Annotated in this window: 23 protein-coding genes; 5 read left to right on the plus strand and 18 right to left on the minus strand. The window is 33.4% G+C overall.

The features are described from left to right. Positions 1-21: 21 nt before the first annotated feature. Complete coding sequence (locus tag BLP68_RS15460) at positions 22-3099, minus strand: efflux RND transporter permease subunit (protein WP_091545551.1); 3078 nt, start codon at positions 3097-3099, stop codon at positions 22-24. Then, the gene (locus BLP68_RS15465) at positions 3086-4234 is read right to left on the minus strand and encodes an efflux RND transporter periplasmic adaptor subunit (RefSeq protein WP_091545552.1); all 1149 of its coding nucleotides are present in this window, start codon (positions 4232-4234) and stop codon (positions 3086-3088) included. Before BLP68_RS15465 ends, BLP68_RS15460 begins: the two co-directional genes overlap by 14 nt. 216 nt (positions 4235-4450) lie before the next feature. Between BLP68_RS15465 and BLP68_RS15470 the strand changes: the two genes are divergently transcribed. Then, positions 4451-5242: a polysaccharide deacetylase family protein gene (locus BLP68_RS15470; protein WP_176759064.1), complete on the plus strand. Its 792-nt coding sequence runs from the start codon at positions 4451-4453 to the stop codon at positions 5240-5242. A 44-nt stretch (positions 5243-5286) separates the two neighbouring features. Here BLP68_RS15470 and BLP68_RS15475 read toward each other — a convergent pair whose 3' ends face one another. The 14 genes from BLP68_RS15475 to BLP68_RS15540 form a co-directional block, all read right to left on the minus strand. Then, on the minus strand, positions 5287-6474 hold the full coding sequence (locus tag BLP68_RS15475) for a glycine C-acetyltransferase (RefSeq protein WP_091545555.1): 1188 nt from the start codon (positions 6472-6474) through the stop codon (positions 5287-5289). Between the two features lie 88 nt (positions 6475-6562). Continuing rightward, complete coding sequence (tdh, locus tag BLP68_RS15480; protein ID WP_091545557.1) at positions 6563-7633, minus strand: L-threonine 3-dehydrogenase; 1071 nt, start codon at positions 7631-7633, stop codon at positions 6563-6565. 226 nt (positions 7634-7859) lie between these two features. Beyond that, positions 7860-10223 (minus strand): Lon protease family protein, encoded by a 2364-nt coding sequence (locus BLP68_RS15485; RefSeq protein ID WP_091545559.1) that lies wholly within the window; start codon positions 10221-10223, stop codon positions 7860-7862. Between the two features lie 83 nt (positions 10224-10306). Further along, complete coding sequence (queG, locus tag BLP68_RS15490) at positions 10307-11407, minus strand: tRNA epoxyqueuosine(34) reductase QueG (RefSeq protein WP_091545560.1); 1101 nt, start codon at positions 11405-11407, stop codon at positions 10307-10309. A gap of 18 nt (positions 11408-11425) precedes the next feature. Further along, entirely contained in the window at positions 11426-11959 is a 534-nt protein-coding gene (gene lepB, locus BLP68_RS15495) for a signal peptidase I (protein WP_091545562.1), read from the minus strand. A 223-nt stretch (positions 11960-12182) separates the two neighbouring features. After that, positions 12183-13109 carry a DMT family transporter gene (locus tag BLP68_RS15500; RefSeq protein ID WP_091545563.1) on the minus strand — a complete coding sequence of 309 codons (927 nt, stop codon included), beginning with the start codon at positions 13107-13109 and terminating at the stop codon, positions 12183-12185. Then, positions 13106-13600: a DUF456 domain-containing protein gene (locus tag BLP68_RS15505; protein WP_091545565.1), complete on the minus strand. Its 495-nt coding sequence runs from the start codon at positions 13598-13600 to the stop codon at positions 13106-13108. The genes BLP68_RS15500 and BLP68_RS15505 overlap by 4 nt, the downstream gene beginning before the upstream one ends. A 152-nt stretch (positions 13601-13752) precedes the next feature. Then, the gene (locus tag BLP68_RS15510; protein WP_091545567.1) at positions 13753-14328 is read right to left on the minus strand and encodes an ArsR/SmtB family transcription factor; all 576 of its coding nucleotides are present in this window, start codon (positions 14326-14328) and stop codon (positions 13753-13755) included. Between the two features lie 108 nt (positions 14329-14436). Next, complete coding sequence (glsA, locus tag BLP68_RS15515; RefSeq protein WP_091545569.1) at positions 14437-15348, minus strand: glutaminase A; 912 nt, start codon at positions 15346-15348, stop codon at positions 14437-14439. Between the two features lie 68 nt (positions 15349-15416). Then, positions 15417-17102, minus strand: coding sequence for a nucleoside kinase (locus BLP68_RS15520; RefSeq protein WP_091545571.1), 1686 nt, complete (start codon positions 17100-17102; stop codon positions 15417-15419). A 108-nt stretch (positions 17103-17210) separates the two neighbouring features. Beyond that, the gene (locus BLP68_RS15525) at positions 17211-17639 is read right to left on the minus strand and encodes a CBS domain-containing protein (RefSeq protein WP_091545573.1); all 429 of its coding nucleotides are present in this window, start codon (positions 17637-17639) and stop codon (positions 17211-17213) included. 92 nt (positions 17640-17731) lie between these two features. Further along, positions 17732-18160 (minus strand): response regulator, encoded by a 429-nt coding sequence (locus BLP68_RS15530; RefSeq protein WP_176759065.1) that lies wholly within the window; start codon positions 18158-18160, stop codon positions 17732-17734. A gap of 142 nt (positions 18161-18302) precedes the next feature. After that, positions 18303-18836 (minus strand): signal peptidase I, encoded by a 534-nt coding sequence (gene lepB, locus BLP68_RS15535; protein ID WP_091545576.1) that lies wholly within the window; start codon positions 18834-18836, stop codon positions 18303-18305. A 113-nt stretch (positions 18837-18949) separates the two neighbouring features. Then, entirely contained in the window at positions 18950-19306 is a 357-nt protein-coding gene (locus tag BLP68_RS15540; protein ID WP_091545578.1) for a monothiol bacilliredoxin BrxC family protein, read from the minus strand. A gap of 362 nt (positions 19307-19668) precedes the next feature. Between BLP68_RS15540 and BLP68_RS15545 the strand changes: the two genes are divergently transcribed. Beyond that, on the plus strand, positions 19669-20211 hold the full coding sequence (locus BLP68_RS15545; RefSeq protein WP_091545580.1) for an MltG/YceG/YrrL family protein: 543 nt from the start codon (positions 19669-19671) through the stop codon (positions 20209-20211). 75 nt (positions 20212-20286) lie between these two features. Here BLP68_RS15545 and BLP68_RS15550 read toward each other — a convergent pair whose 3' ends face one another. Together BLP68_RS15550 and BLP68_RS15555 are read right to left on the minus strand one after the other, a co-directional pair. After that, positions 20287-20952 (minus strand): HAD family hydrolase, encoded by a 666-nt coding sequence (locus BLP68_RS15550; RefSeq protein WP_091545582.1) that lies wholly within the window; start codon positions 20950-20952, stop codon positions 20287-20289. 68 nt (positions 20953-21020) lie between these two features. After that, positions 21021-21728, minus strand: coding sequence for a PrsW family intramembrane metalloprotease (locus BLP68_RS15555; RefSeq protein ID WP_091545584.1), 708 nt, complete (start codon positions 21726-21728; stop codon positions 21021-21023). A 282-nt stretch (positions 21729-22010) separates the two neighbouring features. On the opposite strand from BLP68_RS15555, the gene BLP68_RS15560 reads away from it, so the two are divergent. From BLP68_RS15560 to BLP68_RS15570, 3 genes are read left to right on the plus strand one after another with little or no spacing between them, the layout of a single operon-like run. Then, positions 22011-22718 (plus strand): ABC transporter ATP-binding protein, encoded by a 708-nt coding sequence (locus tag BLP68_RS15560; RefSeq protein ID WP_242877004.1) that lies wholly within the window; start codon positions 22011-22013, stop codon positions 22716-22718. Next, complete coding sequence (locus BLP68_RS15565) at positions 22719-25142, plus strand: COG1361 S-layer family protein (RefSeq protein ID WP_091545586.1); 2424 nt, start codon at positions 22719-22721, stop codon at positions 25140-25142. Next, positions 25129-26442, plus strand: a complete 1314-nt coding sequence (locus BLP68_RS15570; RefSeq protein ID WP_091545588.1) for an ABC transporter permease — start codon at positions 25129-25131, stop codon at positions 26440-26442. Before BLP68_RS15565 ends, BLP68_RS15570 begins: the two co-directional genes overlap by 14 nt. Positions 26443-26444 lie beyond the last annotated feature (2 nt).

The raw sequence follows: 26444 nt of genomic DNA on the forward strand, positions 1-26444 counted from the left end.
TTATATTGTGTCATATCAATTTCAATTTACTTTAAATTTCACCTGTAGATCATCAAGTAAGGAATAGATCACTGGTATCATTACCAAGGTTAATAATGTTGATACGAAGAGTCCACCAATTACTACAGTTGCCATAGGAGCTTGAGCCTCAGCACCTTCTCCTAACCCAAGTGCTAAAGGCAAAACACCAAGTATCGTTGTAAAGCTTGTCATAAGAATTGGTCTTAGACGTGTTTCTCCAGCTACTATTAAAGCTTTTTCTCTTTCCAATCCTTTTTTTCTTAATACATTTATATAATCTATTAATACAATTCCATTATTTACAACTATGCCTGCCAAAACAATAACCCCTATAAGGGCAGGAACACTTAAGGCCCTTCCCGTGAGAAATAGTCCCAGCGCCCCTCCAGAAAAGGCCAATGGTACAGACATCATTATGGTGAATGGATGTAAAAAAGATTGGAATTGTGATGCTAATATCATATATACCAATAATATAGCTAAAATAACGACTAAAATCAAACTAGAAAAGGCCTCTTCTAATTGCTCCCTTTGTCCTCTAAATTGATAGGAGTAGCCAGGTGGAAAAGAGTAGCTCTCTAGCTTACTTTGTATATCTTTTATTATACTATTAAGATCTCTTTGTAGGATAGATGCATTTATTGTAACCGTTCTGACCTGATCCCTCCTCCTAATGGTACTGGGGCCCTTTACCATTTCAAATTCAGCTACCTGTTGCAAAGGTATACTTATTCCTAAGGGTGTTGATATGGGTATATTAACAAAGTTTTCTATACTATCACGCAAGAATTCTTCTCCCATTATAATAATTTTAATCTCTTTTCCAGAGTTTTTTAGCATTGTGGCTGTAGAGCCTTCTATTAATTGCTTAACAGTTGATGCCACCTGAATTCCTTGCAAACCATATCTTGCTGCAATATCTCTATTTACTTTTACCGCCAGCTGTTGATTTCCCTCTTGAAAATTTGATGATACTTCCCTTGTTCCATCTACTCCCTCAATTATTTCTACAATATCCTTTGAAATATCTTGTAGAGTTTCTATATCATCCCCTCTAATTTCCACCTCAACAGGAGCACCTCCGAAGCCAAATGACATTACTGATGAAGATGCTGAAATTTTTATTTCTGCTCCAGCAATTGAATTAATATTCCTCCTAATTTTATCGACAACCTCAGCAGTTGTATCCTTCCGTTTTGGAGTCGATACTAGTTTTCCATCGATGGATGCTCTATTCTTTCTTCTTAATTTGGAAGCATGAAAAATATCTCCACCACCAATATTGGTAAAAATACTTTCAACTTCTTCATTATTTCTCAATATGCCTTCAATCTCATTTACAATCTCAACAGTATCATTTATAGTTGCTTCTTGAGGTAGCCTTATATCAATATTAAAAGTACCCTCATCAAACTCTGGAAAATACTCAGCTCCAACAAAATATAATGAAGAAATTGTTGCTAAAAAAAATAATAGCGTTAATAGTACTGCTATTAATCTATGAGAAATACTCCACTTTAATACTTTTAGATATATGCTGTTTATTTTCTTAATTACCCCATTAAATATTTTATTAAACCATGTTTCATTATTCTGGTTTTTAGCTACTCTATTGTTTAGCATCCGTGATGCCAGCATTGGGACTAGTGTAAGAGATACCAACAGTGAAGCAAGTAATGCAAATGCAACTGTTAGAGCCAGTTCACGGAAAATCTCGGCTGTCATTCCCTCAACAAATACAATAGGTAAAAAAACAGCTAATGTAGTAAAGGTTGAGGCTATAACAGCCATAGCAACTTCCTTTGTTCCATTGATGGCTGCCTCACTACTGCTATTACCTTCTTCTCTAAATCGATGAATGTTTTCTGTAACTACAATACCGTTATCGACAAGCATACCAATGCCTAACGCAAAGCCTCCAAGGGATAGTAAATTTAAGGTTAAATTAGAAAAGTACATTAATGCAAAGGTGGCCAGTATTGAAATGGGAATTGCTAAAGCAATAACCATTGTACTTCTTCCATTTCTTAAAAATAAAAAAAGAACTAATACAGCAAGAAAACCTCCATAAATAGCTGTTTTACCAACATTTCCAATTGCCTTTTTAATATAAACTGATTGATCTATAATTGGCTCTATGGTCACACCGGGCAAAAGATCCCTTAGCTTTTCCAGCTCGCTATTTACATCATTTGCCACCTTAACAGTATTAGCTACAGGTTGTTTTTGTAGAGTAATTCTTATACTAGGTTTTCCATCCAACCTAGCAATTTCCATTGATTCATTATTCAATAAAGTAATAGCTGCTATTTCCTTAAGTGGTACAGTTGTTCCTGTAGGAGAGGGTATAGCTAAATTTTTAATTTCCTCTAGGTCATTATATTCTCCTATGGATCTTACCAGCTTAGTTCCTTTACCATCACCTATTTCCCCTATTGGCAGGTTAATATTTTCACCTCTTATTAACCCTGTAAGCTGACGAATATCTAGCCCTAGATTATTTAATGCAAGAGAATTCACTCTAATTTCGATTATATCCTCTACGCCGCCAGAAAGATTAACTGCAGCCACGCCAGTTAATCTTTCTAATCGTGGTTTAATATGTATTTCTGATAATTGCTGTAGCTCATTTAGATTATAATTGCCAGTTATTCCTATAAGCATAATTGGTAATGCATTTGGATCAATTTTTAAAACCATTGGACTTGACACATTTTCTGGTAAATAATTTTTAATCAAATCTATTTTTTCTCGTATTTCTAATGTGGCAAATTCCATATTAGTCCCCTGATTGAATTCTACAATGATACTGGAACTACCTTCTATAGAGGTAGAAGTAATTCTCTTTACATTATGTACCATTGCAACTGCTTCCTCCAATGGCTTTGTGACCATATTCTCAATCTCCAATGGACCTGCTCCTGGATATTGAACATTCACAACTGCTACAGGTACATTCATCCTTGGTAATAAATCAAGTGATAATTTAAACATTGAAACGGATCCCATTAGAATGATTAATGCCATCAACATAATTACCGAAACATACTTTTCAACGGCCCAATTAATTATCCTCATCTACATCACCTCTAACCATAACTGGTGTCTTATCCTCTACATAATGCTGTCCCTTTATTACCACCTTATCTCCAACAGATAATCCTTCTTCCACCTCTATCACATCTCCGCCATCTATACCTGTTTTAATATGTATTTTTTTCGCCTTACCCTCTTCTACTATAAATACATAGGCAAGCTCTTCTTCCATTTTCATTGCTTCCTTTGGAATTATAATGGCCTCCTCCTTTTCATCTAAAATAATGTCGACAGTAGCAAATGTCCCAGAAGTGTAGATTCCCTCAGTATTATTTATTGCAATCTCAACGGTAAAAAGTCCATGACGTTGGTCAGCAATGGAATTTATTGAAGTTATTTTACCAATATTTTCCAACTCTTTGAATTTTACTATAATCTCTTGGCCTACCTTCAATTTACTAAGTAAGCTACTATTTACCTGCAGCATTGCCTTCAATGAATTTGTATTTGCTATAATAACAGCTGGCTGAGCACCTAAGGCGACCTGATTCTCAGTAATATTTAGCTGTGAAACAACACCTTCTATGGGGGAATAATAATCGAATTCTTCCAGCTGCTGAAGGGCATTTGAGTAACCTGCTCTGGCCTGATCTAATTGTATTTCTGCCCCTTGCAGAGGCACTTCATTTGGTACAGTGTGTTGAGGAATGGTATCTTCGACATTCATGAAGGGCTTCATTTTATTGCTATAGTCCAAATATACCTGAATCTGTTCCTCTAGCTTTTCATTCTCATAATCAATGAATTGTTTTTGTTGCTGATAATTTTTTCTTGCCATATCATAGTTTGTCTTTGCTTGATCAACCTGCTTTCTTGCCATAGTCTTATCTAGTTCAAACAGAAAACTTCCTTCTGTTACAATGTCACCCACCTTAACCCCTAGTCTCGTTACCTTAAGTCCAGGAGTTTTTGCCACTATCATAACACTATCAATGGGCATAAGCTGAGTTGATAAAGTAACAGAGCTTTTAATTTGGCCTTTTGTTAGTTCAATTACTTCTATAGCTACCTTTGTTTCCTGTGATTCATTTTCTTGATTTCTACACCCAATTTGTATAGAGGAAATCCCCAATACTATGATAATTATTATTATTTTCTTTTTGAAATTGCTGTCCATAAAACCCCTCCAGATGTTTTACTATATCTTTAAAATATCTCCAACTTCTTTGGGAATTAAACGAAACAGCGTTATTCTTCTAGTTTTAAAATTTTCCAATAGATTTTATGATAAGCCGCCTAAATAATTGGTAACCTTACATATTTTTTTATAGATTGACACTTTTTGTATTTTTTCATATAATTACATCAAGTTTAGTAAATGGAGGATCTTTTTATGAGAAAATATATGAAGCTATCCATTATATCTGTTTGTATTATTTTGTTATTCTTTGTTTTTAGAGCAAATCCAATTTCTCAAGCTTCAACCGATGATGGAATACCAGTACTGATGTATCATCATTTATTGAAGGCTTCTGATATTACAAGTAAGAACCCATCAATAATCAGTGTTGAGTCCTTTGAGGCTCAAATGCAGATATTACATGATAATGATTTTTATACTCCAACCCTATACGAGCTTGAGCAGTTTTTATTGGGAAAAATTGAACTACCAAAAAATAGTGTAGTTATTACCTTTGATGATGGTTACTTGAGTAATTATGTGTATGCCTACCCTATTATGAAGAGTTATGGATTACGGGGATCTATCTTTTTAATTACAGGCTTGATTGAAGAGTATGATCAAGGCTTTAACCCTAAAACCTTACAGTATTTAAGTAGAGATAATTTGATATCTATGCTGGATGTTTTCGAGTATGCTAACCATACCCATAATCTACATTACATAGATAATAAGAAAAGCTATCTTCTGTTAAAGGAAGATGGGGAGCTGGAGGAAGATATAAAAACCAATATGAAGGTTACTTTAAGCCCTTATTTTGCATATCCTTACGGTCAATACAATGAAGATACTATAGAACTATTAAAATCCCAAGGTATTAGAATGGCTTTTACAACAAAATCAGGCAGAGTATACTTAAATGATGATTTACTACGACTTAAAAGAATTGCTGTTTATCCTGATACAGATATTAATGCCTTTAAAAAATCAGTTGGAATAGAATAAAAAATGGTTAGACAAGTAATATGTCTAACCATTTTTTCACCCCTTTAGATTACCTTCATTTCTTCGCCAACCTTTTTAAATACCTCAACTGCACGATCCAGCTGTTCCTTTGAATGTGCCGCAGTAACCATGCATCTTACACGCCCAGTTCCTTTAGGTACTGTAGGGAATACAATACCTGAGACAAATACCCCATTATCAAATAGCTTTTTACTAAATTCCATAGTCTTTGATTCTTCTCCAATAATTACAGGAGTAATGGGTGTTTGACTCTTACCAATATTGTAGCCTAAGTTGCTAATTTTCTCTTTAAAATACTTTGCATTATCCCAAAGTCTATCGGTATATTCTGTAGTGCTCATTAATAAACGTACAGCCTCCATAATTGGGCCTACGGCTGCTGGTGGTAAGGATGTGCTAAATAATAAAGGTCTACCCCTATGGCTTAACCAATCTCTCATGGTTTCACTTCCAGCAACATATCCACCAATAACACCAATTGCCTTTGACAATGTTCCAATAGTAAAGTCGACTCTACCATGAAGACCAAAGTGATCAACTGTTCCACGACCACTTTCCCCCAGCACACCAGAACCATGGGCATCATCTACATAAGTCATAGCTCTGTATTTTTCTGCTAGCTTTACTATATCAGGTAGAGGTGCAATGTCTCCGTCCATACTAAAAACTCCATCGGTTATTATAAGTATGTTTCGGTAATTATCTCGTTTTTCCTTTAATACTTCCTCTAGATGATTCATATCGGCATGCTTAAAAACAGTTTTATCAGCTCTACTTAAGCGAGCACCGTCTATAATACTGGCATGATTCAATTCATCTGAAATAATAAGATCTCCCTTTTCTGTAACCGCCTGTATAGTACCAGCATTGCAGTTAAAGCCCGACTGAAAAACCATAACTGCTTCTTCACGCTTAAATTCTGCTAAAAGCTTCTCCATATCCTCGTGAATATCCATATTACCAATAATAGTACGTACGGCACCAGCACCTACTCCATATTTCTGTACTGCCTCAATGGCCGCCTGTTTTAATCGTGGATGATTAGCAAAACCTAAGTAGTTATTAGAAGAAAGGTTAACTACCTTTTTCCCATTTAAAATAACCTCAGATTCATTAGCTCCCTCTAAAATAGGAAGCTTACGGTATACACCATCATTTTTCAATTCCTGTATTTTTTCCTTTAAGAAATTTAGTTCATGTATATTCTCCATTTTCTCTCCTCCTTAAATCTTTATTGTATATTAACATTATTTACGAAAGTATATCATAATATAATCTACCCACATTTACTTTCTTTAATTATTTTCTAAAATTATCTAATATTTCATTGTTTGGGTATAAAACAACTTTACCGCAGTTTCCTTGCTTCATCAGTTCAAATCCTTCTTTGAAGTCTTCCATGGGAAGTCTATGGGTAATTATTGGTTCTAAATTTAAATTGCCAGATTCAATTAATCCTTTCACCTGGAACCATGTATCATACATTTTTCTTCCAACTATTCCTTGCATTGTAATTCCCTTAAAAACCACGTCATTGGCAAGGTCTATAGACACTTCTTTTGTTGGAATTCCCAGTAGAGACATTCTTCCTCCCAGCTTAATGTACTTTAATGCCTGTTGAATTGCAAGTGCATTTCCAGACATCTCTGCAACAACATCTACTCCCAATCCATTTGTTTCTTCTAAAATTCTTTTAACTGGATCTTCCTCTAAAGGATTAATTAGAATATCGGCTCCAAGCTTACCTGCCAAATCAAGTCTATATTCATTTACCTCAATAGCAATTACCTTTGCTGCACTTACTGCTTTGGCTACTGCAACAGCCATAATGCCTATAGGGCCACAACCAACTACTGCTATTGTTTTACCAATAATTTCACCAGCCATAACTGTATGTACAGCATTTCCAAGAGGTTCTTGTACAGCAAGATATGCAGGATCTATACCCTTAGGATTTTTCCATGCATTGCTTTCAGGTATAGCCACATACTCAGCATATGTACCATTGGTATCTACACCTAAAATAGCTGTATCCTTACATATATGTGCATTTCCAGTTGTACAAAGATCGCATACACCACATACTATATGTGTTTCTGCAGAAATTATATCTCCAACCTTAATGGCTGTTACATCTTTTCCTATTTCTATTACTTCACCAGCAAATTCATGACCCATAACATATGGAGGCTTTATACGTTTTTTAGACCATTCATCCCAGCTATAAATATGATAATCTGTACCGCATATAGATGTTGCCAGCACTTTTACCAAAACATCCTTTGGTCCTATTTGTGGAATTTTCATTTCCGATAATTCAGCACCTTCTCCTGCTTCTGCCTTAATAATTACTTTCATTTGTCCTTCCATTATTAAAACCTCCCTAAGATTTATAGTTTATATCATTAACTTATTTCTTTGATTGTATTTCTGTGAAGTACATATTATAAGAATACTACATAAATTTTAAAAATCCTTCTTCCTATAAAAAATTGTAAAATTGAATTTATTTCAATAGTTATAGAGATCATCTCCAATTAAATTGAATTCTTTTCACAAAAGAAAAAAGCCCTCACACCAAGGACTTTTTCGTTATTTATTTAACATTCATGTTTTTCTCATCAGTGGCTTTTCTGAAAAAATCTAGCTTTTTCTTGACTTTAGCTATAATTTTTTCATTTTCTTCCCCCATAATTATTTCCATACCTTCGTTTACATGTTTAATTCCATATATATGAAATTGATTTTCCCTTACTGCCTCAACTATTTCATCGGAAAGCATTAAATTTTCTATGTTTTGATAAGGTATAATAACTCCTTGTCTTCCTGTTAACCCTCTATTTTTACAAATATTATAGAATCCCTCTATCTTTTCAGTCACACCTCCCACTGGTTGAATATAACCTTTTTGATTTACGGAGCCAGTAACAGCAATATACTGTTTAATGGGAATCCCTCCAATACTGGATAACAAACCATATAGTTCTGCACTAGAGGCACTATCACCATCTACACCTCCATAGGATTGCTCAAAGCATATTCTCGCCGATAAGGTTAATGGACCCTCTTGAGCAAATCTTTCTGAAAGATATCCTGATAAAATTAAAACCCCTTTATCGTAGATATCTCCACTTAAATTTACCTCTCTTTCAATATTTATAATTCCCTCCCTACCAGGATTGGATGTTATTGTTATAACACTAGGCTTACCAAAATAATAGTCTCCTACATTTATTATCGACAACCCATTTATAACACCTACTTTTTCTCCCTTTACATCTATTAAAATTGTCTTTCTTTCAAAGGCTTCTTCCGTTTTTTCCTTATGCTTATTTATTCGATAGTATTTGTTTTTTATTGTTTCTTCCATATCTATTTTACTGACGATTTTATGACCATTGACTGCTGCCCATGAATTGGCCTCAACAATTATTTCTAGAATTTTATTGAATTTTGCTGACATTTTTCTTTGATCACTTACAAGTCTCGAACTATACTCTATCAATCTCCCGACGCTTTCTCTATCAAAGGGTCTTAGGTTTTTTGCCTTAGTATAGCTACGTATGAATTGTGCCATTTTTAATTCATTTTCTTTATTTCTCTCCATTTCATCATTAAAATCAACTAGTATTTTAAAATGTTTTTGAAAATCCTCATCATAATGTGTTAGCAGATAATAAAGGTATTCGCTTCCTATAAGTATTACCTTAAGGTGTATTGGAATTGGTTCTAGCTTTATTGAGGTAACATCTATAATTCCCAATTGACTTGCTGCATTTTCAACTGTTATCTCCTTTGTTTGTATAATTCTTTTCAGAGTATCCCATGAATACGGATTAGATAAAAGTTTATGAGCCTCCAGTATTAAATACCCTCCATTTGCATGATGTATTGCACCAGGCTTTATTTGTAGAAAATTTGTTTTCATAATTCCATTTTCATTACTATATTCAACACTCCCAGTCAAACGGTTCAAAGTAGGATTAAACTCTATAATCATTGGAGCCCCTGCAGTTTTACTGTTATCTATGAAAAGATTAACTTTATATCTCTTCAAAAATCCGTCATTAATAACTTTTTGTGAATCAGAAGTTATTTCTTCATCTTCATCTAAAACAAATTGATAAATATTTTCCACAAGATCTGCTTCTACTTTTTGAAGGTGATTAACAACTTTATTACACTGACTATATTTTTCTATTAACAAGCTAACAATGGGCTTTACAACAAATAAACCCACTCTTGTTTCCAAGAGCAATAGTTTTTTCTTTGCTGTACGCTCCAGATTTTTTATTTTTAATAAAACCTCTAAAGCTACCTCTTCAACCTCCTGTTTGTTTTTTTCTAATTCACTTATAGCTGACTCATCTAATTGAGCTATCTCATCCTCCATCAATTCCTCTTCTCCTAATTGAGGTTTGAATATAAAGCCTGTGCTACTCCATTTTATTACATAATTTTTTTCCTTGGCATAATTGGTCAAGTATGAAAGGTAACGATTTTTTTCTTCCTGGAATATTTTTGATATCTCATTTCTTTGTCTATCATAATCATCACTATTGAAGGCTTGTGAAACTTGTATTACTAACTCTCCAAGCATTTCCTCCATATCTTTTTGAAAATCCCTTCCCATACCAGCTGGCATATTTAAGGCTAATGCCTTATCTGGTTGATTAAAATTATAAACATAACACCAATCGTCAGGAACTGGCCTTTCTCTCGACACCTTCTCAATAATCGATTTAGCGTAGGTGGTTCTGCCGGTGCCTTTTGAACCGCTCATATAAATATGATAGCTATTTTCTTCAATGGATAGCCCGAATTTCATGGCCTGTTCCCCTCTGGTTTGGCCCATTATTCCTTGTAGCTCTTCTAGCTCATCAGTGGTATTAAAATTAAATATTTCTATGTCGCATTTTCTTTTTAACTGCCCATGGGACAATTCAGGAAATTTTTTCAAAAGCAAATCCCTCCTGACTTAAATGATAATAAATAAATCTATTATCATCCTATTCAAAAGGGACAGTTTATTACACTATGAATTTATAATAAAAAGTAATCCTCAATAGTTTTTTTATTATTTTCATCGGTTTCGATGGTATACAAGTCTTTTGCCAATTCTATGCCTATACTCCTATCAAGATGAATAATTCCCCATAGGGCGTATCTTCTAATTTCTGGTCTGTTATCTTTTAGAAGCTTTATTAAGTGTGGAACAATATTTCTATCCCCATAATTCACAAGGGCAATTATAGCATTTCTCTGTAGTACCCTTTTCCCCCTCCATCCAGAAGCATTTGTCTCAAATAATTCTTTATATTCTTTATTTGATATATTTAACAATTTTATTAGATCAATTTTATTGGGCAGAATAGAGGGTATAAAATCCTCCCCTGTCATTTCTTTAGCATTTTTATTATGAGGACAGACAGTCTGACATATATCGCAGCCATAAAGACGCCTTCCAAGAATCTTTCTTTTCTCAATAGGTATGTCACTTTTTTGCTGCAGAATGTTAGAAAGACATTTTTTTGCATTAATTATATAGGGTTCTTCAATTGCGCCTCCAGGGCATTGCTCTATACAGATGTTACAGCCAGCACATTTTGTATCCAGAGGTTTATCTGATTCTAATTCAATATTTGTTATCAAATACCCTATAAAAAACCACGAGCCATAGACATCATTTATTAATGTAGCATTATGACCATACCAGCCTAGCCCTGCCCTATAGGCCAAATGACGATCTACTAAAGGCCCAGTATCGACATATCCTTTGTATTGAAAGTCCCTTACTCGACTGTTAATGAAGTTAGAAATTTCATCTAATTTTCCAGCCAATACTAAATGATAATCCCTTCCCCATGCTGTCCTTGCTAAGTCTCCATAATATTTAGTCTCCTCATACTGAGAATTATAATAGTAGGATTGTCCTATTACAATTATGGATTTTGCATTAGCCATGGTCCTCCGTGGGTCTATTCTTTTCTCTAAATCTTGTTCTTCAAAGCCCGATAGTAAATTTCTCTTTTTTCTATCTTCTAGAGTTGCTCTTATCTCTTCAAAGGGTTCTGCAGATGTAAAACCAATTAAGTCCACTCCAATTGTTTTACTAAATGTTATAATATCTTGTTTTAGATTCATTAAGTATCCCTCCGTCTCTTAGGGATTTAAAAACACACGTACCTCTCTAATGGGCCAAATTTTTATGGCTGCCTTACCTATTATCTGATTTTTATGTATATATCCAAAGCTTCTGCTATCATTGCTATCATTTCGATTATCACCAAGAACAAAAACTGCATCCTTAGGTATCACTCCATTAATAAATTGATACGATCTCTCTAAATATTCATCTTCATAAATATAATCTTCTGCTACTTCTTCATTATTAATAAATAAACAACCATCTGAGATAGTAAATGAATCGGTTCCCTTTGCAACCACTCGTTTTATAAATATTTCATCAGTAGTCCCTGGTGGGTTGAAAACAACTATATCTCCTTCCTTTATTGAGTTCCTAAAGAAAGGGTATTTCACTACAAGCAACCTATCCTTATTACTAATGGTAGGCTCCATCGATTGACCTTGTACCACTGCAAAACTAAAAAAGAAGGTTTCAACCACCAATGCAATAATAAATGCTATAGCAATAATTTCTATCCATTCTAATATAATGCTTTTTATTTTTTTCATTATAACACATCTCCTATAGCTCTGTAGCCTTTTATTGTTAAGAGCTTCTCTGTTGTTGGATAACTCTATTAAATATACTGGCCCCTTTGCTATAGTATGATTATTTTTATGCTCTTTTAATCTCCAAAATAAGACACAAAAAAAACAACGATTATTTTTTATCGTTGTTTTGATATTTTTAAAAACATACTCAAAGTGACTGTCACAAACAAGAGATTTTTGTTTAACTTTCCAATTCAAGTCCTTCCTTCACTATTTTCTTTTTGCTTTTATCCTCCCTCAAGGATGTACTTATAAAAATATACAAGCCAAATAGAATAATAATTCCACCAATAATTTGCATTGAGCTTGGATACTCTCGAAGAAGAAGAATTGCCCACAAAGTTGCTCCCACAGGTTCTCCCAGCATAAAGGTTGATATTTTACTGGCTTCAACGTATTTTAATCCCCAATTTAAAACAGTGTGTCCTCCGATGGTACATATAATAGCCATTAATGCAAATAGCATATAATCTTTCTCAGGATAGCCTATCAAAGGTACCTTTAATGTTAAGTTAATAATCAATATAACCAGACCACAGCTTCCATATACAAGAAAACCATAGGTTAAATTTGAAATCTTTTTTCTCATGCTTCTTCCAATGGTAATATATAAAGCTCCAAATAGCCCTCCCATTAAGGCGAGAGTATCTCCATAGATGCTGCCTTCACCTAAGTGAAAATTTGAAATTCCTATTACTGCACTGCCAAAGATAGCAATGGTCATCCCAATAGCACCTTTTTTACTCAAACCTTCTTTAAAAATTAAGTATGCAATTAATGAGGTGAAAATAGGCTGCATACTTACTAGAACTGTAGATGACGCTACAGTTGTATAAGATAGTGATGTAATCCAGGAGATGAAATGTAGTGCTAAAAAAATCCCGCTAATACAGCATAGTATGTAATCCTTTATCTCTGTCTTAGCAAGTTCATTCCTGCTTTTTACAAGAGCAACTGGTATAAATAAAAAAAATGTAATTATCATCCGATACATTGCAATAATGCTTGCAGGTGCAGTGGCATTTCTAATTAGTATAGCTGAAAAAGAGATTCCTATAACCCCTAATAATAAAATAGAATATACTCTTTTTGTATTAATATTACTCATATGACCCCACCCTTTACAATGAGATAAACAAAGAATCCCAGCATTATCCCTACCACAGTAATATTGATAAGTACACTAATGAAGTAGCCAATAATAGCAGCACTCCCACTAAGTGCCGCCTTTGAAAAATATTTACCTGATAATAGCTCTCCTAATATAGCACCAAAAAATTGCCCTAAAAGCAAACCCAAAATATTAAATATAATAAGACCAACAATTCCACCAATCATCATTCCGATGAAACCCAATCGGCTTATTCCAAACTTCTTTGCCGTAATGAAGGAGGCTAGATAATCTGCTAATATACCAATTAATGTTAATAGTGCAAAAAATATAATTACCTTCATGGAAATTATAGCAAAACCAGTAGCCCAACTGTATATGACAACACCTAACAATACTAATACTGGACCTGGTAACATTGCAGTGAAAATTCCAACTGTCCCAAATAATATTAAAACAATACTTATTAAAATATATACATTTTGCATACTATCACCCTTATGGGATTTTAATTTAGTAAAATGGTATTCTTATATTTTTCTAAATAGAACATGGAGTTTATCCCTCTATTGCATAGGACTTATTATCGATTCCTTTACAATAATAAAAGCATTTCATGCATTAAAAAAATGAGCGTGGATTATCCACGCTTTTTCATCACTCTTGGTGTTGCAAGAAGTGCAAAATTATAGGGTTGAAGATTTTTATCTCCCTTTTCACCCTTTTTATCCTTTATAAGCTCAGCTACATAATCGTCTACTTTTCCTATTATTTCCTTCATTTCATCTGGTGTCATATATATCTCATTATGATGTACAATAAATTTCTTGTATTCCATTGGATTTTCTGCTGCTTTATAAAAATCGTCACTAATTTTTTCGAAAATTGAAAGTATCGCTTGATTTAAAGATTGTACAACATCATCATCCATTTGTTGCATAAAGTTCTTATCAATCACTAGCATTTTTGCAGCTGGAAGATAATATTTTTCAATAATCCCTGATTTTACTTTTTCATCTACAAGTTCCAGTATACCAACCTTCAGCAGACTCTTAATGTGGTAATTAACCTTAGCATGAGGCTCTCCTAGTTTATCGGCAATTTGTTTTGCAGATTGTGGTTGATCACCTTCAAAGCATTCAAACACATCAACTCTATAGGGATGAGAAATTGCTTTGATTTGTTCTAACTCTCTTAAGACAAGTATATCCTTCATGTTTGTTTTCCCCTTTTTATTTTAATATTACACTTTTGTTACATCTATATCTAATTATATTGGTTTTTGATTTTCTTGTCAAAAATTATATTAAAAAAATGTAATACTTTAAAAAATGGATAAATCATATTCATTGGATAAGTCCTCTAAGATTTTGATTCCAGCGATACTATTTCCTTTACTATCCAATGCAGGCCCTACAACTCCAATTCCCATCCTATTTGGAACCACTGACATAATTCCTCCACCAACACCACTTTTAGATGGTATCCCGACATTGATTGCAAATTCGCCAGAAGCATTATACATTCCACAGGTAAACATAAAGGTTTTTGCAATCTTAATATACTCATCTGATATTAATTTTTCATTTGTTTTTGGTAATACCCCTTTATTGGCTATAAATGCAGCAATATTTGCAATATCTCGACAGGTTACTTCAATAGAGCATTGTTTGAAATATATGTCTAAGTGCTCTTCAACATCACCCTGTAACACCCCGACATCTTTCATATAATAAGCCATTGCACGATTTTTATCACCAGTTCTTTTTTCAGATAAATATACCTTTTGATTTATATCTAATTTAGGATTATTAGTAATTTTCCTGAAAAAACCTAATATTTTATCAAAGCGCTCTTCGTAATTACCAAAAATCATCGAGGTAACAGCTATTGCCCCTGCATTAATCATTGGATTAAAAGGCTTTGACGGTTGGATAAGCTCTAGCTTCATCATAGAATTAAATGCGTCTCCAGTAGGTTCCATTCCTACCTTTTCAAATATTTCCACCCCTCTATCCTGAAGAGCAATAAGTAGGGTTACAACTTTGGAAATACTTTGTATTGTGAATGGATACATATAATCACCTGCACCCCACTCTGTTCCATCTAGACTTGAAATATATATACCTAAGGCATCTTTATTGGCATTTCTTAACTCAGGAATATATGTAGGTAAATTACCCCCTTCAATGTATTTCTTGTTTTTATCTAATATTTCCTTTACTCTTTTTTCCACATTCTCACCATCCATATTTTTATTTACAGGATAACGATATAGAATAATAAGATAAAAGTCAAATATTTTTAATTAAAAGCACTACCTCCAATAAACTCTCTTAATATGGAGGTTCGTGGAATATCTATTTCATTTTCAAGTGCTACAAAGTAGCTTAAAAACTTCAATAGACGTTTTGCCTCTGAAAAATATGGATTTGTTGAATCAACCTGTCTTAATAAAGGCTCTGCACTTTTCTTTAGTAAACTCAATTCATAAAATAATGCTGAATTAAACATTACATCCGCGTCCTCTTGGAATGGAAAGATATTCTTTTCTTCTCCTCGTCTAACAGATTCCCAAAGCGAGAGAGTTCTAACGGCATCATTAGATCGATATTTAAAATCTCTTACTATCCTTCTAATTAATCTGGTGTCGGTTGTTGGAATTCTGTTATGTTCATCAACGTTCAACTGAGTTAATGCACTTATATAAATTTTAAATTTTTTACTTTTTTCAATCGATTTTGTTAACTCATCATTTAGGGCATGAATTCCTTCCAGAATTATTGGTTGGTTTTCCATAATCTTCAATGTATTGCCCTTATATTCGCGTTTTCCTGTATGAAAATTAAAATGTGGAAGTTTCACCTCGTCGCCACTTAACAATGCAGTAAGATCTCTATTAAAACTGTCTAGATCGATGGCGTATAAAGATTCAAAGTCATACTCTCCATATTCATCTAGTGGTGTCTTTTCTCTATCAACAAAGTAGTCGTCAAGTGAAATAGATACAGGTTTTATTCCATTTACCTTTAATTGAATCATTAACCTTTGGGCAAATGTAGTTTTGCCAGAGGAAGTGGGTCCTGCAATCAAAATAACTCTTTTTTTATCAGGATGCTCTGAAATCATATCAGCAATTTCTGCAATTTTCTTTTCATGTAAAGCTTCAGCAATACGAATAAATTCGCCTTCTTTTTTTGAAACAATTAAATCATTCAAAGAGGCAACATAATCGATTTCTAGTATTTCACCCCATTTTTCTGCTTCTCGAAAAACTTTAAATAATTTAGGATGCTCCTTAAATTCTCCAATTTCACCCTTTAACTCAATTTTCGGAAATTGAATTACTATACCGGGCTTATAATAATGTAAATTAAACTCATCAAGATATCCAGTAGATGGCACCATATATCCATAAAAATAGTTCTTTAGCCAACCATTCTGATATAGATTTATATATGGCTTTTCTCTATACTTTAATAATCTTACTTTACCAGTTTGTCCATAGTCTCTAAAAATCTCTTTAGCCTCATCAACAGGGATTCTAGTTTTCATAAATGGAACATCCTCAGCAATTATTTCCTTCATACGCTCATTAATTCTTTCCGTATCCTTCTCATCTATAGTACGCTTATAGTGTACCTCACAATATAGACCACCGCTTATGGAATGCTCTACCGACACCTTGCAGCCTGAAAAAAGCTCCATACATGATCGAATAAAAACGAAAACTAAACTTCTTTGGTAGATACGTGAACCTATAGTTGACATAATTGATAAAAATTTGATCTCACAGTCTTCATCTATAGCATAATTTAATTCCTTCAGCTCGTTATCAACTAAAGCAGCTACTAACTTATTTTTACCACTTTCATTAAATGATTTTGCTATTTCTTCTAATTTTGTACCTTTTGGTAATTCCAGTAAATCGTTGTTTATCATTGCCTTTATACTATGGCTATTATTAGTAAATGAGTTTTTATTTGACATAAATATCCCCCTATAATTTTGTCTAATTACTTATTCTATTAATTATATATTCATAATTCTTTCGCTATATAATGAAAAAGTTCCTGCTTATTACAGGAACTTTTTAACCTACATCATAGGTCTACTTGGTGTCGAAATTTCACTTAAGGCATGCCCAGCGTCATCTTCATAAATGTTTTGCACTGCTAAGTCTCCTATGGAAACCATTCCTATAATTTTCCCATTTTCTACTACAGGTAATCTTCTAATTTGATTCTCTCCCATTAGTCTTGTTGCTTCATGAACATGCATGTCGGGAGTAACGTATATTACCTGTTTAGACATTATCTGTGCAACATTATCATTGCTGGTGAGTCCTTCAACCACACCTCTTATTACTATATCCCTATCTGTCACAATGCCTATTGGATAATTTTGTTCATCACAAATGGGAATAGCACCAATATTTAAGTCTCTCATTTTTTTAGCTATCTCAGATATTGATGTGTTAGAATCAGCAGCTGTTATATTACTTGTCATAACATCTCTAACCTTCATATAATTATAACCTCCTCATGTTTTTTCAAATATAGCTTTTGTTTTTTTAGCTTTTTTTATGAGTTGGTTTAAACAAAAAGTTTATCTAATCATTACACCTTTTCTCCACAATAAGGACAATGTAGAAAACTAGGTTCTATTTTTTTACTACAGACTCTACACAAGATATCCTTTGATTTTGTTTCAATCATGTTTAATAGATTTTTAACGGTTACAGGTGTTTGAATAACTCCATCTATATCTATAGAGTCTTTGAAATTTGACAATTCCAGCTGATTACAGGAGGATAGGTAACAATTGATGTTTTTATACTTAGCCTTTATACTTCTAATAAACTTATCTCCAGTTGTTTCCTTCATTATGTAGTTTACAAAAATATAATTTGGTTTAAATTTATCAATAATTTTTAGGGCATTGTATTCGTCAGCAATCTCTCCACTATATCCAAGCTTAGTAAGTAGGTCTAATAAAACCAGTGCTTCAAATTTAGAGTCATTTATAATAAGCACTTTTCTTTTCATTTTCATCACCTTTGGCTTTTATACTTTATATGGAGTTTCGACCTTTTTTTATTATATCCTGCATTTTTTTTGCAACATAGGTAATTTTATCTCATATTTATCATTGTAACAAATAAACCTCCTAAACTATTAGGAGATTTACCTATTTTAAAAACCCTATTTTATTTAAGGGATAAAGTCTTAAAAAAGCTTTACCCACAATATCGTCGATATCTACTAGGCTAATAACTTCATCACGACTATCCATGCTATTATTTCGATTATCTCCCATTGCAAATAATTTACCCTCAGGTATTAATATAGTGTTTCCTTCGGTTGCTTTTCCTTCAGTATAACCATTCACTAAATAAGGTTCATCCAAAATCCTACCATTCAAGTAGACTATTCCATCCTCTATTAGGAGTTCATCTCCCGGAACTGCTATTATTCGTTTTATTAGAAGCTTATCTTTACCCATAGCTGTCTTCAGTGTCGATTGAAATACAACAATATCACCATTTTGAGGAGCAGTTCTATTATATAAAAGTCTATTAATAATTAAAAAGTCATATTCCTGAAGTGTAGGGCTCATGGAATGCTGCCTTACTATGGTTGGTTTTATAAAAGCTGTTATTAATAATGCAATTACTACCGACAGCACAATGGTTTTAATCCATTCAATTATTTCGTTTTTCACAATTAATCCCCCTGACGCCTTTCTTTTTGCTCCTTTATATATTTTAACACTGCAATAATATGAAAGCAACTATTTAAGTCTAAGGGTGTTCTTAATCAGGGGATATTGATTAACTAAACCATGATAAATTCATTAATAACCTCAATAAGATTATCAAAATTAATATTATCCTTTATATCATCCCAAACTACTTCTTCATCCATCACCAGTATAAGCTGTGGAACATCATGAGTTACCTCTAAAAGCTCCTCCACTGCTTCAGAAACCTCTACTTCCTCCCTAACATATATTACTGTAAAAACAATATCATCTTCTGTATCCTCTATGAAATTGATGTATTCTTGATAAGCATCTTCACTATCTTGTAGCTTATCATCGTGCTTAAATATGAAAACCGGCTTTTTGTTGGATCTTTTTATTATTTTTTCTAATTCTGTTATATCAGCTATTTTCTTTACTTTCTTTGCCATAATTATCCCTCCTAAACAATATTATTACTAATTGTATATTACCCTTTATTCGATATTATAACTGTTTGAATAAATAATATGTAATTACTTGAGGTTATAAATTTACATACCTTCAACATTGTAATAAATGATTGTTAAGGAAATACATTAATATTTTTCCTTAATCAAAAAAACTTCACTTTAATTTCATCTCTTTTTTATCATTATTATTGTTTACAAGCACTCTAATATCCACAAATAATTACTCTTTTTCTATTGTTGGTTTTATAAATATCAAATTTACATTGGTCTCCAGTTGAAATCATTAGTTTCTATATGGTATTCTTAGACTATAAGGGACTGCAGAAAGGATTGAAGCAAAAATGGAAAAATTTAAGGATTGGATACATGATTTTACAGATGTTTTATTAGCTTTTGTAATTGTACTGGCTATGTTTGCAGTTGTTGCCTTTAATTTAGGCGATTGGTTTAATTTCAGTAGGGATGTTTCTGCAGCTGAAATTCCTAAAAATGTAATTGAAGAAAATACCGAGTCAAAACTAGAGTCTGATGATCCTGTAGTAATTATCACTGAAGATGAAGAAGATGTAGAAGATGTAGAAGAAATTGATGCTGAAGAGGAAGCCAATGAAGAATTTGAGGTAGTAGAAGTGGAATCTGAAGTAGAAGATACTTCATCTCCAATTACTGTAGTTGAAGTTAAAGAAATTACTATTCCCAATGGAACTCCTGGCGTTGGTATCGCCAAACTTCTCCATGATAACGGCTTAATAGAAAATACTGGCGATTTTATAAAGAAGGCTGAAGATTTAAACCTTGATGTTAAGCTTAAATCTGGAACCTTTTTAATTCCAACAAATGCAACGATTGAAGAAATGGTTAAAATTATTGCAAAAACTAATTAATTCTCAATAAAGACATACATAAAACAGAGAGAAGTTTATCTCTCTGCTTTTTTATTGCCTGGAATGAATCCTTTATTATCCAACACTACTTTCTACTGTTAAAAGTTCTTCCATCGATATTATATAGTAATCAGCTGTTTCCTTTAACTCATGTGTATGTTTTTCTGAGTGGGTATCATAAACAGCCACCACCTTCATCCCAGCGGCTTTAGCTGCTAATACACCTGCCACTGTATCCTCAAAGGCTAAAATATGTTTATGATGGATATTTAATTCTTCTGAAACCTTTAAGAAAACATCTGGATAAGGCTTTCCTCTCTTCACCTCACATGAGGTTACAATAGATTGAAAATATTTATGTAGGTTGTGCTGATCTAAAACTGCCTCCAATAAATCTCGACTACAGCTTGTTGCAATGCCCATTTTTATTCCATTATCCTTTAGAGTCTCTAAAAGCTCTTTTGCTCCTGGTTTCATTTCAACATTATTTTGATAATAGATTAGACCCATCTTTATCCATTGATTCTTAATCTCTTCCACAGATTCACTTAGTGCAAAGGTTTCCTTAAAATACATTGCAGTTTCAGTAAAGCTTTTCCCTTCAGTTATCTTCCCTATATTATCGGGTACATCAATACCCCTTTCACTTAGGAAATCCACATCTATCTTTTCCCATACAAACATGGAATCAATAAGAGTTCCATCTAAATCAAAAATAGCTGCTTTTATATTATTAAGCATCTAAAAGCCCCCTTTATGAAGATTTATTTACATACTTATTATCTTATCAGAGATAGTTATTTTTTACATTATATTTCGTCATCGTTAATTCTATTAAATTCATCTCGACTCTCTTTTGTATATTTATTGAGCTTAATTAAATTCATTCTCCACAGATATATTACATATGGAATGAACAAAATCATAAGATAGGGCACCTGAGCCATTAAAATGAAATTAAATAACCCATGAAGTAATATGGGAATAATTAGGGACCTTGAAAAATAAACACTTTTAAGCTTTGGATCCTCAGTATATTTTGCCAAGGACAAATAATATCCCATTGTAACTGCAAATAGCGTATGGGCAGGCACTGATAGTATTCCTCTCATAACACCTACATAATAGTTACCTGTAAATCTAAAAACAACATACATAATGTTTTCTATGGTTGCAAAGCCCAAAGCTGAAAATACACAATACACAATACCATCTAATTTTTCATTAAAATGCTTACTATTAAATGCACCCTTTAATACAACCCACCTTTTAAAATATTCTTCTGTAAAACCAGCTACGATAAATGCTGAATATGCGATTCCAAATATACCAGGAAATATATTGAACATAAGTAACACTTTTTCTACAAAAAAAACTGGTATAACCGTTAGAGCCCCATAAACAAATATTTTTGCTAGTAATGATAAGGGCTCTCGATCATAACGGTCTGTAAGATAAATAGCAGCGCCTAATGCAATGCTTGGTGTAACTGCAATTAAGAATAGTCTGGTTATCATTCGAATCTCCTTTCCCAACTATTTTATGTATATTAATAGTATAGAGAAATATCTATCTTCTATCCACCATAGATTATTCCTAATATTAGCAGATTCAATTAAGTATTAAATATATATGTTTCCATATTTATCTCAATATGCTATATATTTACTAGTATTGAATATTTATGTATACTGTATATGTGATAACCAATAGTACACTTAACATATTTATTATCTATTTCAAATAATAACTATTTAAGTGCGCAATACATACGCATGTGACAAAAGGGGGTGAATACGTTGAGTAGTTTAATAGAAGTAAAAAATGTTAGTAAATATTACAGGATGGGTGAAGAAAAAATTGTTGCTTTAGAAAATATAAGTTTAACTATGGAAAAAGGAAAGTTTTATTGTTTACTTGGTACCTCTGGTTCTGGTAAAAGTACCCTGTTAAACCTGCTGGCTGGCCTCGAAAAGCCCAGCAGAGGCCAGATAATAATAAAAAATACACAGATTGGAAAAATGAGCGAATCAAAATTAGCTAAATTTAGACAGAATAATATTGGCTTTGTCTTCCAATCATATAATCTTATGCCTATGTTAACAGCTCTGGAAAATGTAAGTATTCCATTAACCTTTAAGGGTGTACGAAGAAAGGTTAGAGATCAAAGGGCCTCCAATCTTTTAAAGGCAGTGGGCTTAGAAGGCAGATTAAACCATAGGCCGAATCAGATGAGTGGTGGTCAACAACAGCGTGTTAGTATTGCTAGGGCATTTATTGCTTCTCCTGAAATAGTTTTTGCTGACGAGCCAACTGGAAACCTTGACACAAAAACCACACAAGAAGTAATGGACCTCATTACTTTTATGGCAAGAAAAAATAATCAAACCTTAGTAATTGTTACCCATGATATAGAAATTGCCCACTATGCAGATCAAATTATCTATATCCGAGACGGTAACATAGAAAAAATAGAAGATACAACAGAAAATAAGGAGGCTTTGTAAGTGAAAAAAATACTTAGTTTTTTATTAATAACAGTAATCCTCAGTACTCAAGGTTTATCCTTTAGCTTTGGCAACAGCAAAGATTTTGTAATTAAAGATTCATATCAGGTCAATGAGTATCACACTAGAATAAATACCCCTATTTACAAAGGCGACAGATTTAAACAAAGATTTGATATTACTAATAATACAGGTGACACCATCAGCAACATTCGTCTTGTGCCTGATGGGACATCTTCCTTTGCCTATTTTGAGGTGCCAGAACCAATCTATAAAGGTTCAGTTGCAGATAGTGATTCCTTTTCTATTACCGTCGATATGCTCTATTTTGGTGGAGATAATCACTTTCCATTTCTCTTAAAATACAATGAAGGCGGAGTTGAAGTTACTTCTCCCAGTTATTATAGCAATATAACCAATGTCAGAGATACATCCGACACTGACCCACCTGCAACCTCGAAAAAGGATGTTCCACGTTTAGTTATTGAAAACCTGGAGATACCCTCTGCTGATGCAGGTGAAAGCTTTGATTTAGACCTAACAGTTAAAAATAGCAGTAATTATTTTGCAAAGGACATAATCGTCACCCTTCTGTTAGATGAAATAGAAAATCAACCCTTTGCTATAGAAGAAGCTAATTTAAGACGTTCTATTTCTAGCCTTTCAGTAAACAGAAGCGAAGAAATTATGTACAAGCTTAGGGTTAAGGACACTGCTGCAGCTGATACCTATGCTGTAAAATTCAAATTTGATTTTGTCAATTCTCAAGGAGATATCTTTAGTACAACAGAGACAATTTACGTCAATGTAACTAATGAAAAAGTACAGCCAAAGGTAATGATTAACAGAATGAGGTTTTCTCCTGAGAAGCTTGAAGCTGGTGGAAGTACCGAAATGACTGTCCACTTAAAAAATAGTGGATCCTTAGAAGCAAAAAATATTCATGTTTCCTTAGTGGGTTTGACAAATAACGGTATCACCGTCGTTAATAATACCAATAACCGATATGTTAAAGAGCTAAAGGGTGGAGAGGATACTATTGTCTTTTTTGATTTGCATGCTTCTGCACGAATAACAGATGGTAACCATCCTTTAACCTTAAAATTAAAGTACGAGGATACAAAAAATGGAACTCAAAGTGATGAGCACATATTTTTTATTCCAGTAGGTAATGAGTTGGGACGAGGCCCTCAAATAGAAATAATCAACATAGAAGCCCCCACCGATGGCTTAGACCCCAACGATTCCTTTTTGATTAGCTTCGATGTCACCAACACAGGTGAAACTACTGCACGGAATGTACGAGTTTCTGTTGACGGAAAAGAAGTTCTCCTTCCCAAAAGTCAAAACATCAGAGTAATTCAATCTTTGGCTTCTAATGAAACCAGAAGCCAGCAGTTTAATTTTTATGTTTCATCGGAGGCTTCGAAGCAAAATCATCCCCTATTAATTAAGGTGGAATATGATGAGGGAACAGATGGCGAAACTCAATCAATTCAGCAATATGTAGGAATTAATGTTGATAGAAGCAGCAGTGATAACACTACTCCCAAAATAATTATTGATCAGTATGTATTTAAGCCAAATATTATCAAAGCTGGTGACAACTTTGATTTATCAGTTTCTTTTTTAAATACCAACGCAACAAGATCTATTAAAAACATTAAAGTATTCTTGACAGCAGATGAAGAAACGGAAAAAGATGGCAAAACCGGCAATGTCTTTACACCTGTTAACAGCAGCAATACCTTTTATATAGACTCTATTCAACCAAAAAGTAAGGTTAAAAAAAATCTAACTCTTTATGCAATACCCGATGCAAAGGCTAAAACCTATACTATTACAGCAAACTTTGAATATGAAGATAGTGATGGAAATAAATATGAGGCAACGGAGCTTATTGGTATACCAGTGGTTCAACCCTCTCGACTGGAGGTAAGTACTATTAGTCTTCCCCCAGAGGCCTTCGTCGGAGATTCTATAACTATATTTTTAGAGTTTTATAATACAGGCAAGGTTACTTTAAATAATTTAATGATTAAACTGGAGGGTGAGTTTGAAACCCAAAGTCGTCAATATTTTGTTGGAAACCTTGAATCTGGTCGTAGTGATTATTATGATACATATATAACTCCAATTAACCCAGGGCTGCTGGAGGGAAATATCATATTTTCATATGAAGATTCAGCAGGAGATTATATTGAGGTAATAAAGGAACTATCTATTAATATAATGGAGATGGAGCAATTTCCTGAAGATTGGATGGATTTTCCTCCGGAGTTTAATGATGAACCATGGTTTAAAATAATATTAAAAAATAAATTTGTATGGGCTTTAGTAATAATCCTAATAGCTGTTGGAGGATTTTTAATCAGAAAGAGAATAAAAAAGAAGAAAGGTATGGAAGCTGATGAAGTCTATTGATTTAATTATTATGGGCTTTAAAAATCTATGGCGCAGAAAACTCCGTACTTTCCTAACTATACTTGGGGTTATAATAGGTACCTCATCCATTGTAATTATGGTGTCTCTTGGTTTCGGAATGAATGAAAGCTTTAAAGAAGAAATAAGTCGTATGGGCAGTTTAAATATTATTAATGTAAATCCTCCCTACGATTATTACTGGGATGACAGTCCTACTAAACGAAGAGACCAACCAAAAGAATTAGATGATCAAGCTGTAAATTCCTTTTCATCTATTGCTGGAGTTGAGGCAGTTACACCGGTTTTAGAAACCCATCTTAAAATAACATCCGGCAGGTATTATTCCTATATGTCGGTTAAGGGGATTAGACCAGAGACCATGGAGATCTTTGAGTTTGAAGCCAGTGAAGGAAGATTGTTGGAAACAGGTGATACATATGCCATCGTATTTGGAGTCAATGCTCCCTGGAGATTTCAAGATGAACGTTCAAGATACTCCTATCGTTACCATGATTCAAATGAATCTAATGTAGACCGTCTTAAGGATCGATTAGAATTAAGCTTCGATGATTATTCAGAGGATGCTAAACCTACAAAAAGCTATCGAGTTAATGGAGTAGGTATACTTAAAGAAGGAGATTACAATAATGACTATTATGCCTTCATGTCAATTGATCAGTTAAAAAAGATGATAGATGAAAACAATCGTAATCAGAAAAACAATCGAAATTCTGGTCAATCCAATCAGAATAAAGGCTATGAAGGTATTATGATTAAGGTTAAGGATATTAAAGATGTAACAAACATTCAAAATCAAATTAAAGACATGGGATACAATGCCTATAGTTTAACGGACTATTTGGAGTCTATGCAAAACACAGCCTCAGTAATTCAGGCTGTGCTGGGGGGTATAGGTGCTGTTTCACTCCTGGTTGCCGCCTTAGGAATTACCAATACAATGATAATGTCAATCTATGAACGAACTAGAGAAATAGGCATTATGAAGGTAATCGGAGCCTCCCTTTCAGATATTCGTAGACTTTTTTTACTGGAGGCTGCCCTAATTGGATTTTCGGGGGGGATTATTGGAATAGCATTTAGTTATCTTGCCTCTTATTTATTAAACACTGTGGGATCACAAGTGATAGATTTTATGCATGGGAGTCGTATTTCCATCATTCCACTATGGCTTAGCCTCTCCACCATCCTCTTTACAACCTTGGTGGGAATTATTTCGGGATTCTATCCCGCAAGAAGAGCCATGAAGCTCAGTGCCATTGAAGCTATCAAAACAGAATAAAA

Source organism: Alkaliphilus peptidifermentans DSM 18978 (assembly GCF_900101495.1).
GTDB classification, from domain to species: Bacteria; Bacillota; Clostridia; order Peptostreptococcales; family Natronincolaceae; genus Alkaliphilus_C; species Alkaliphilus_C peptidifermentans.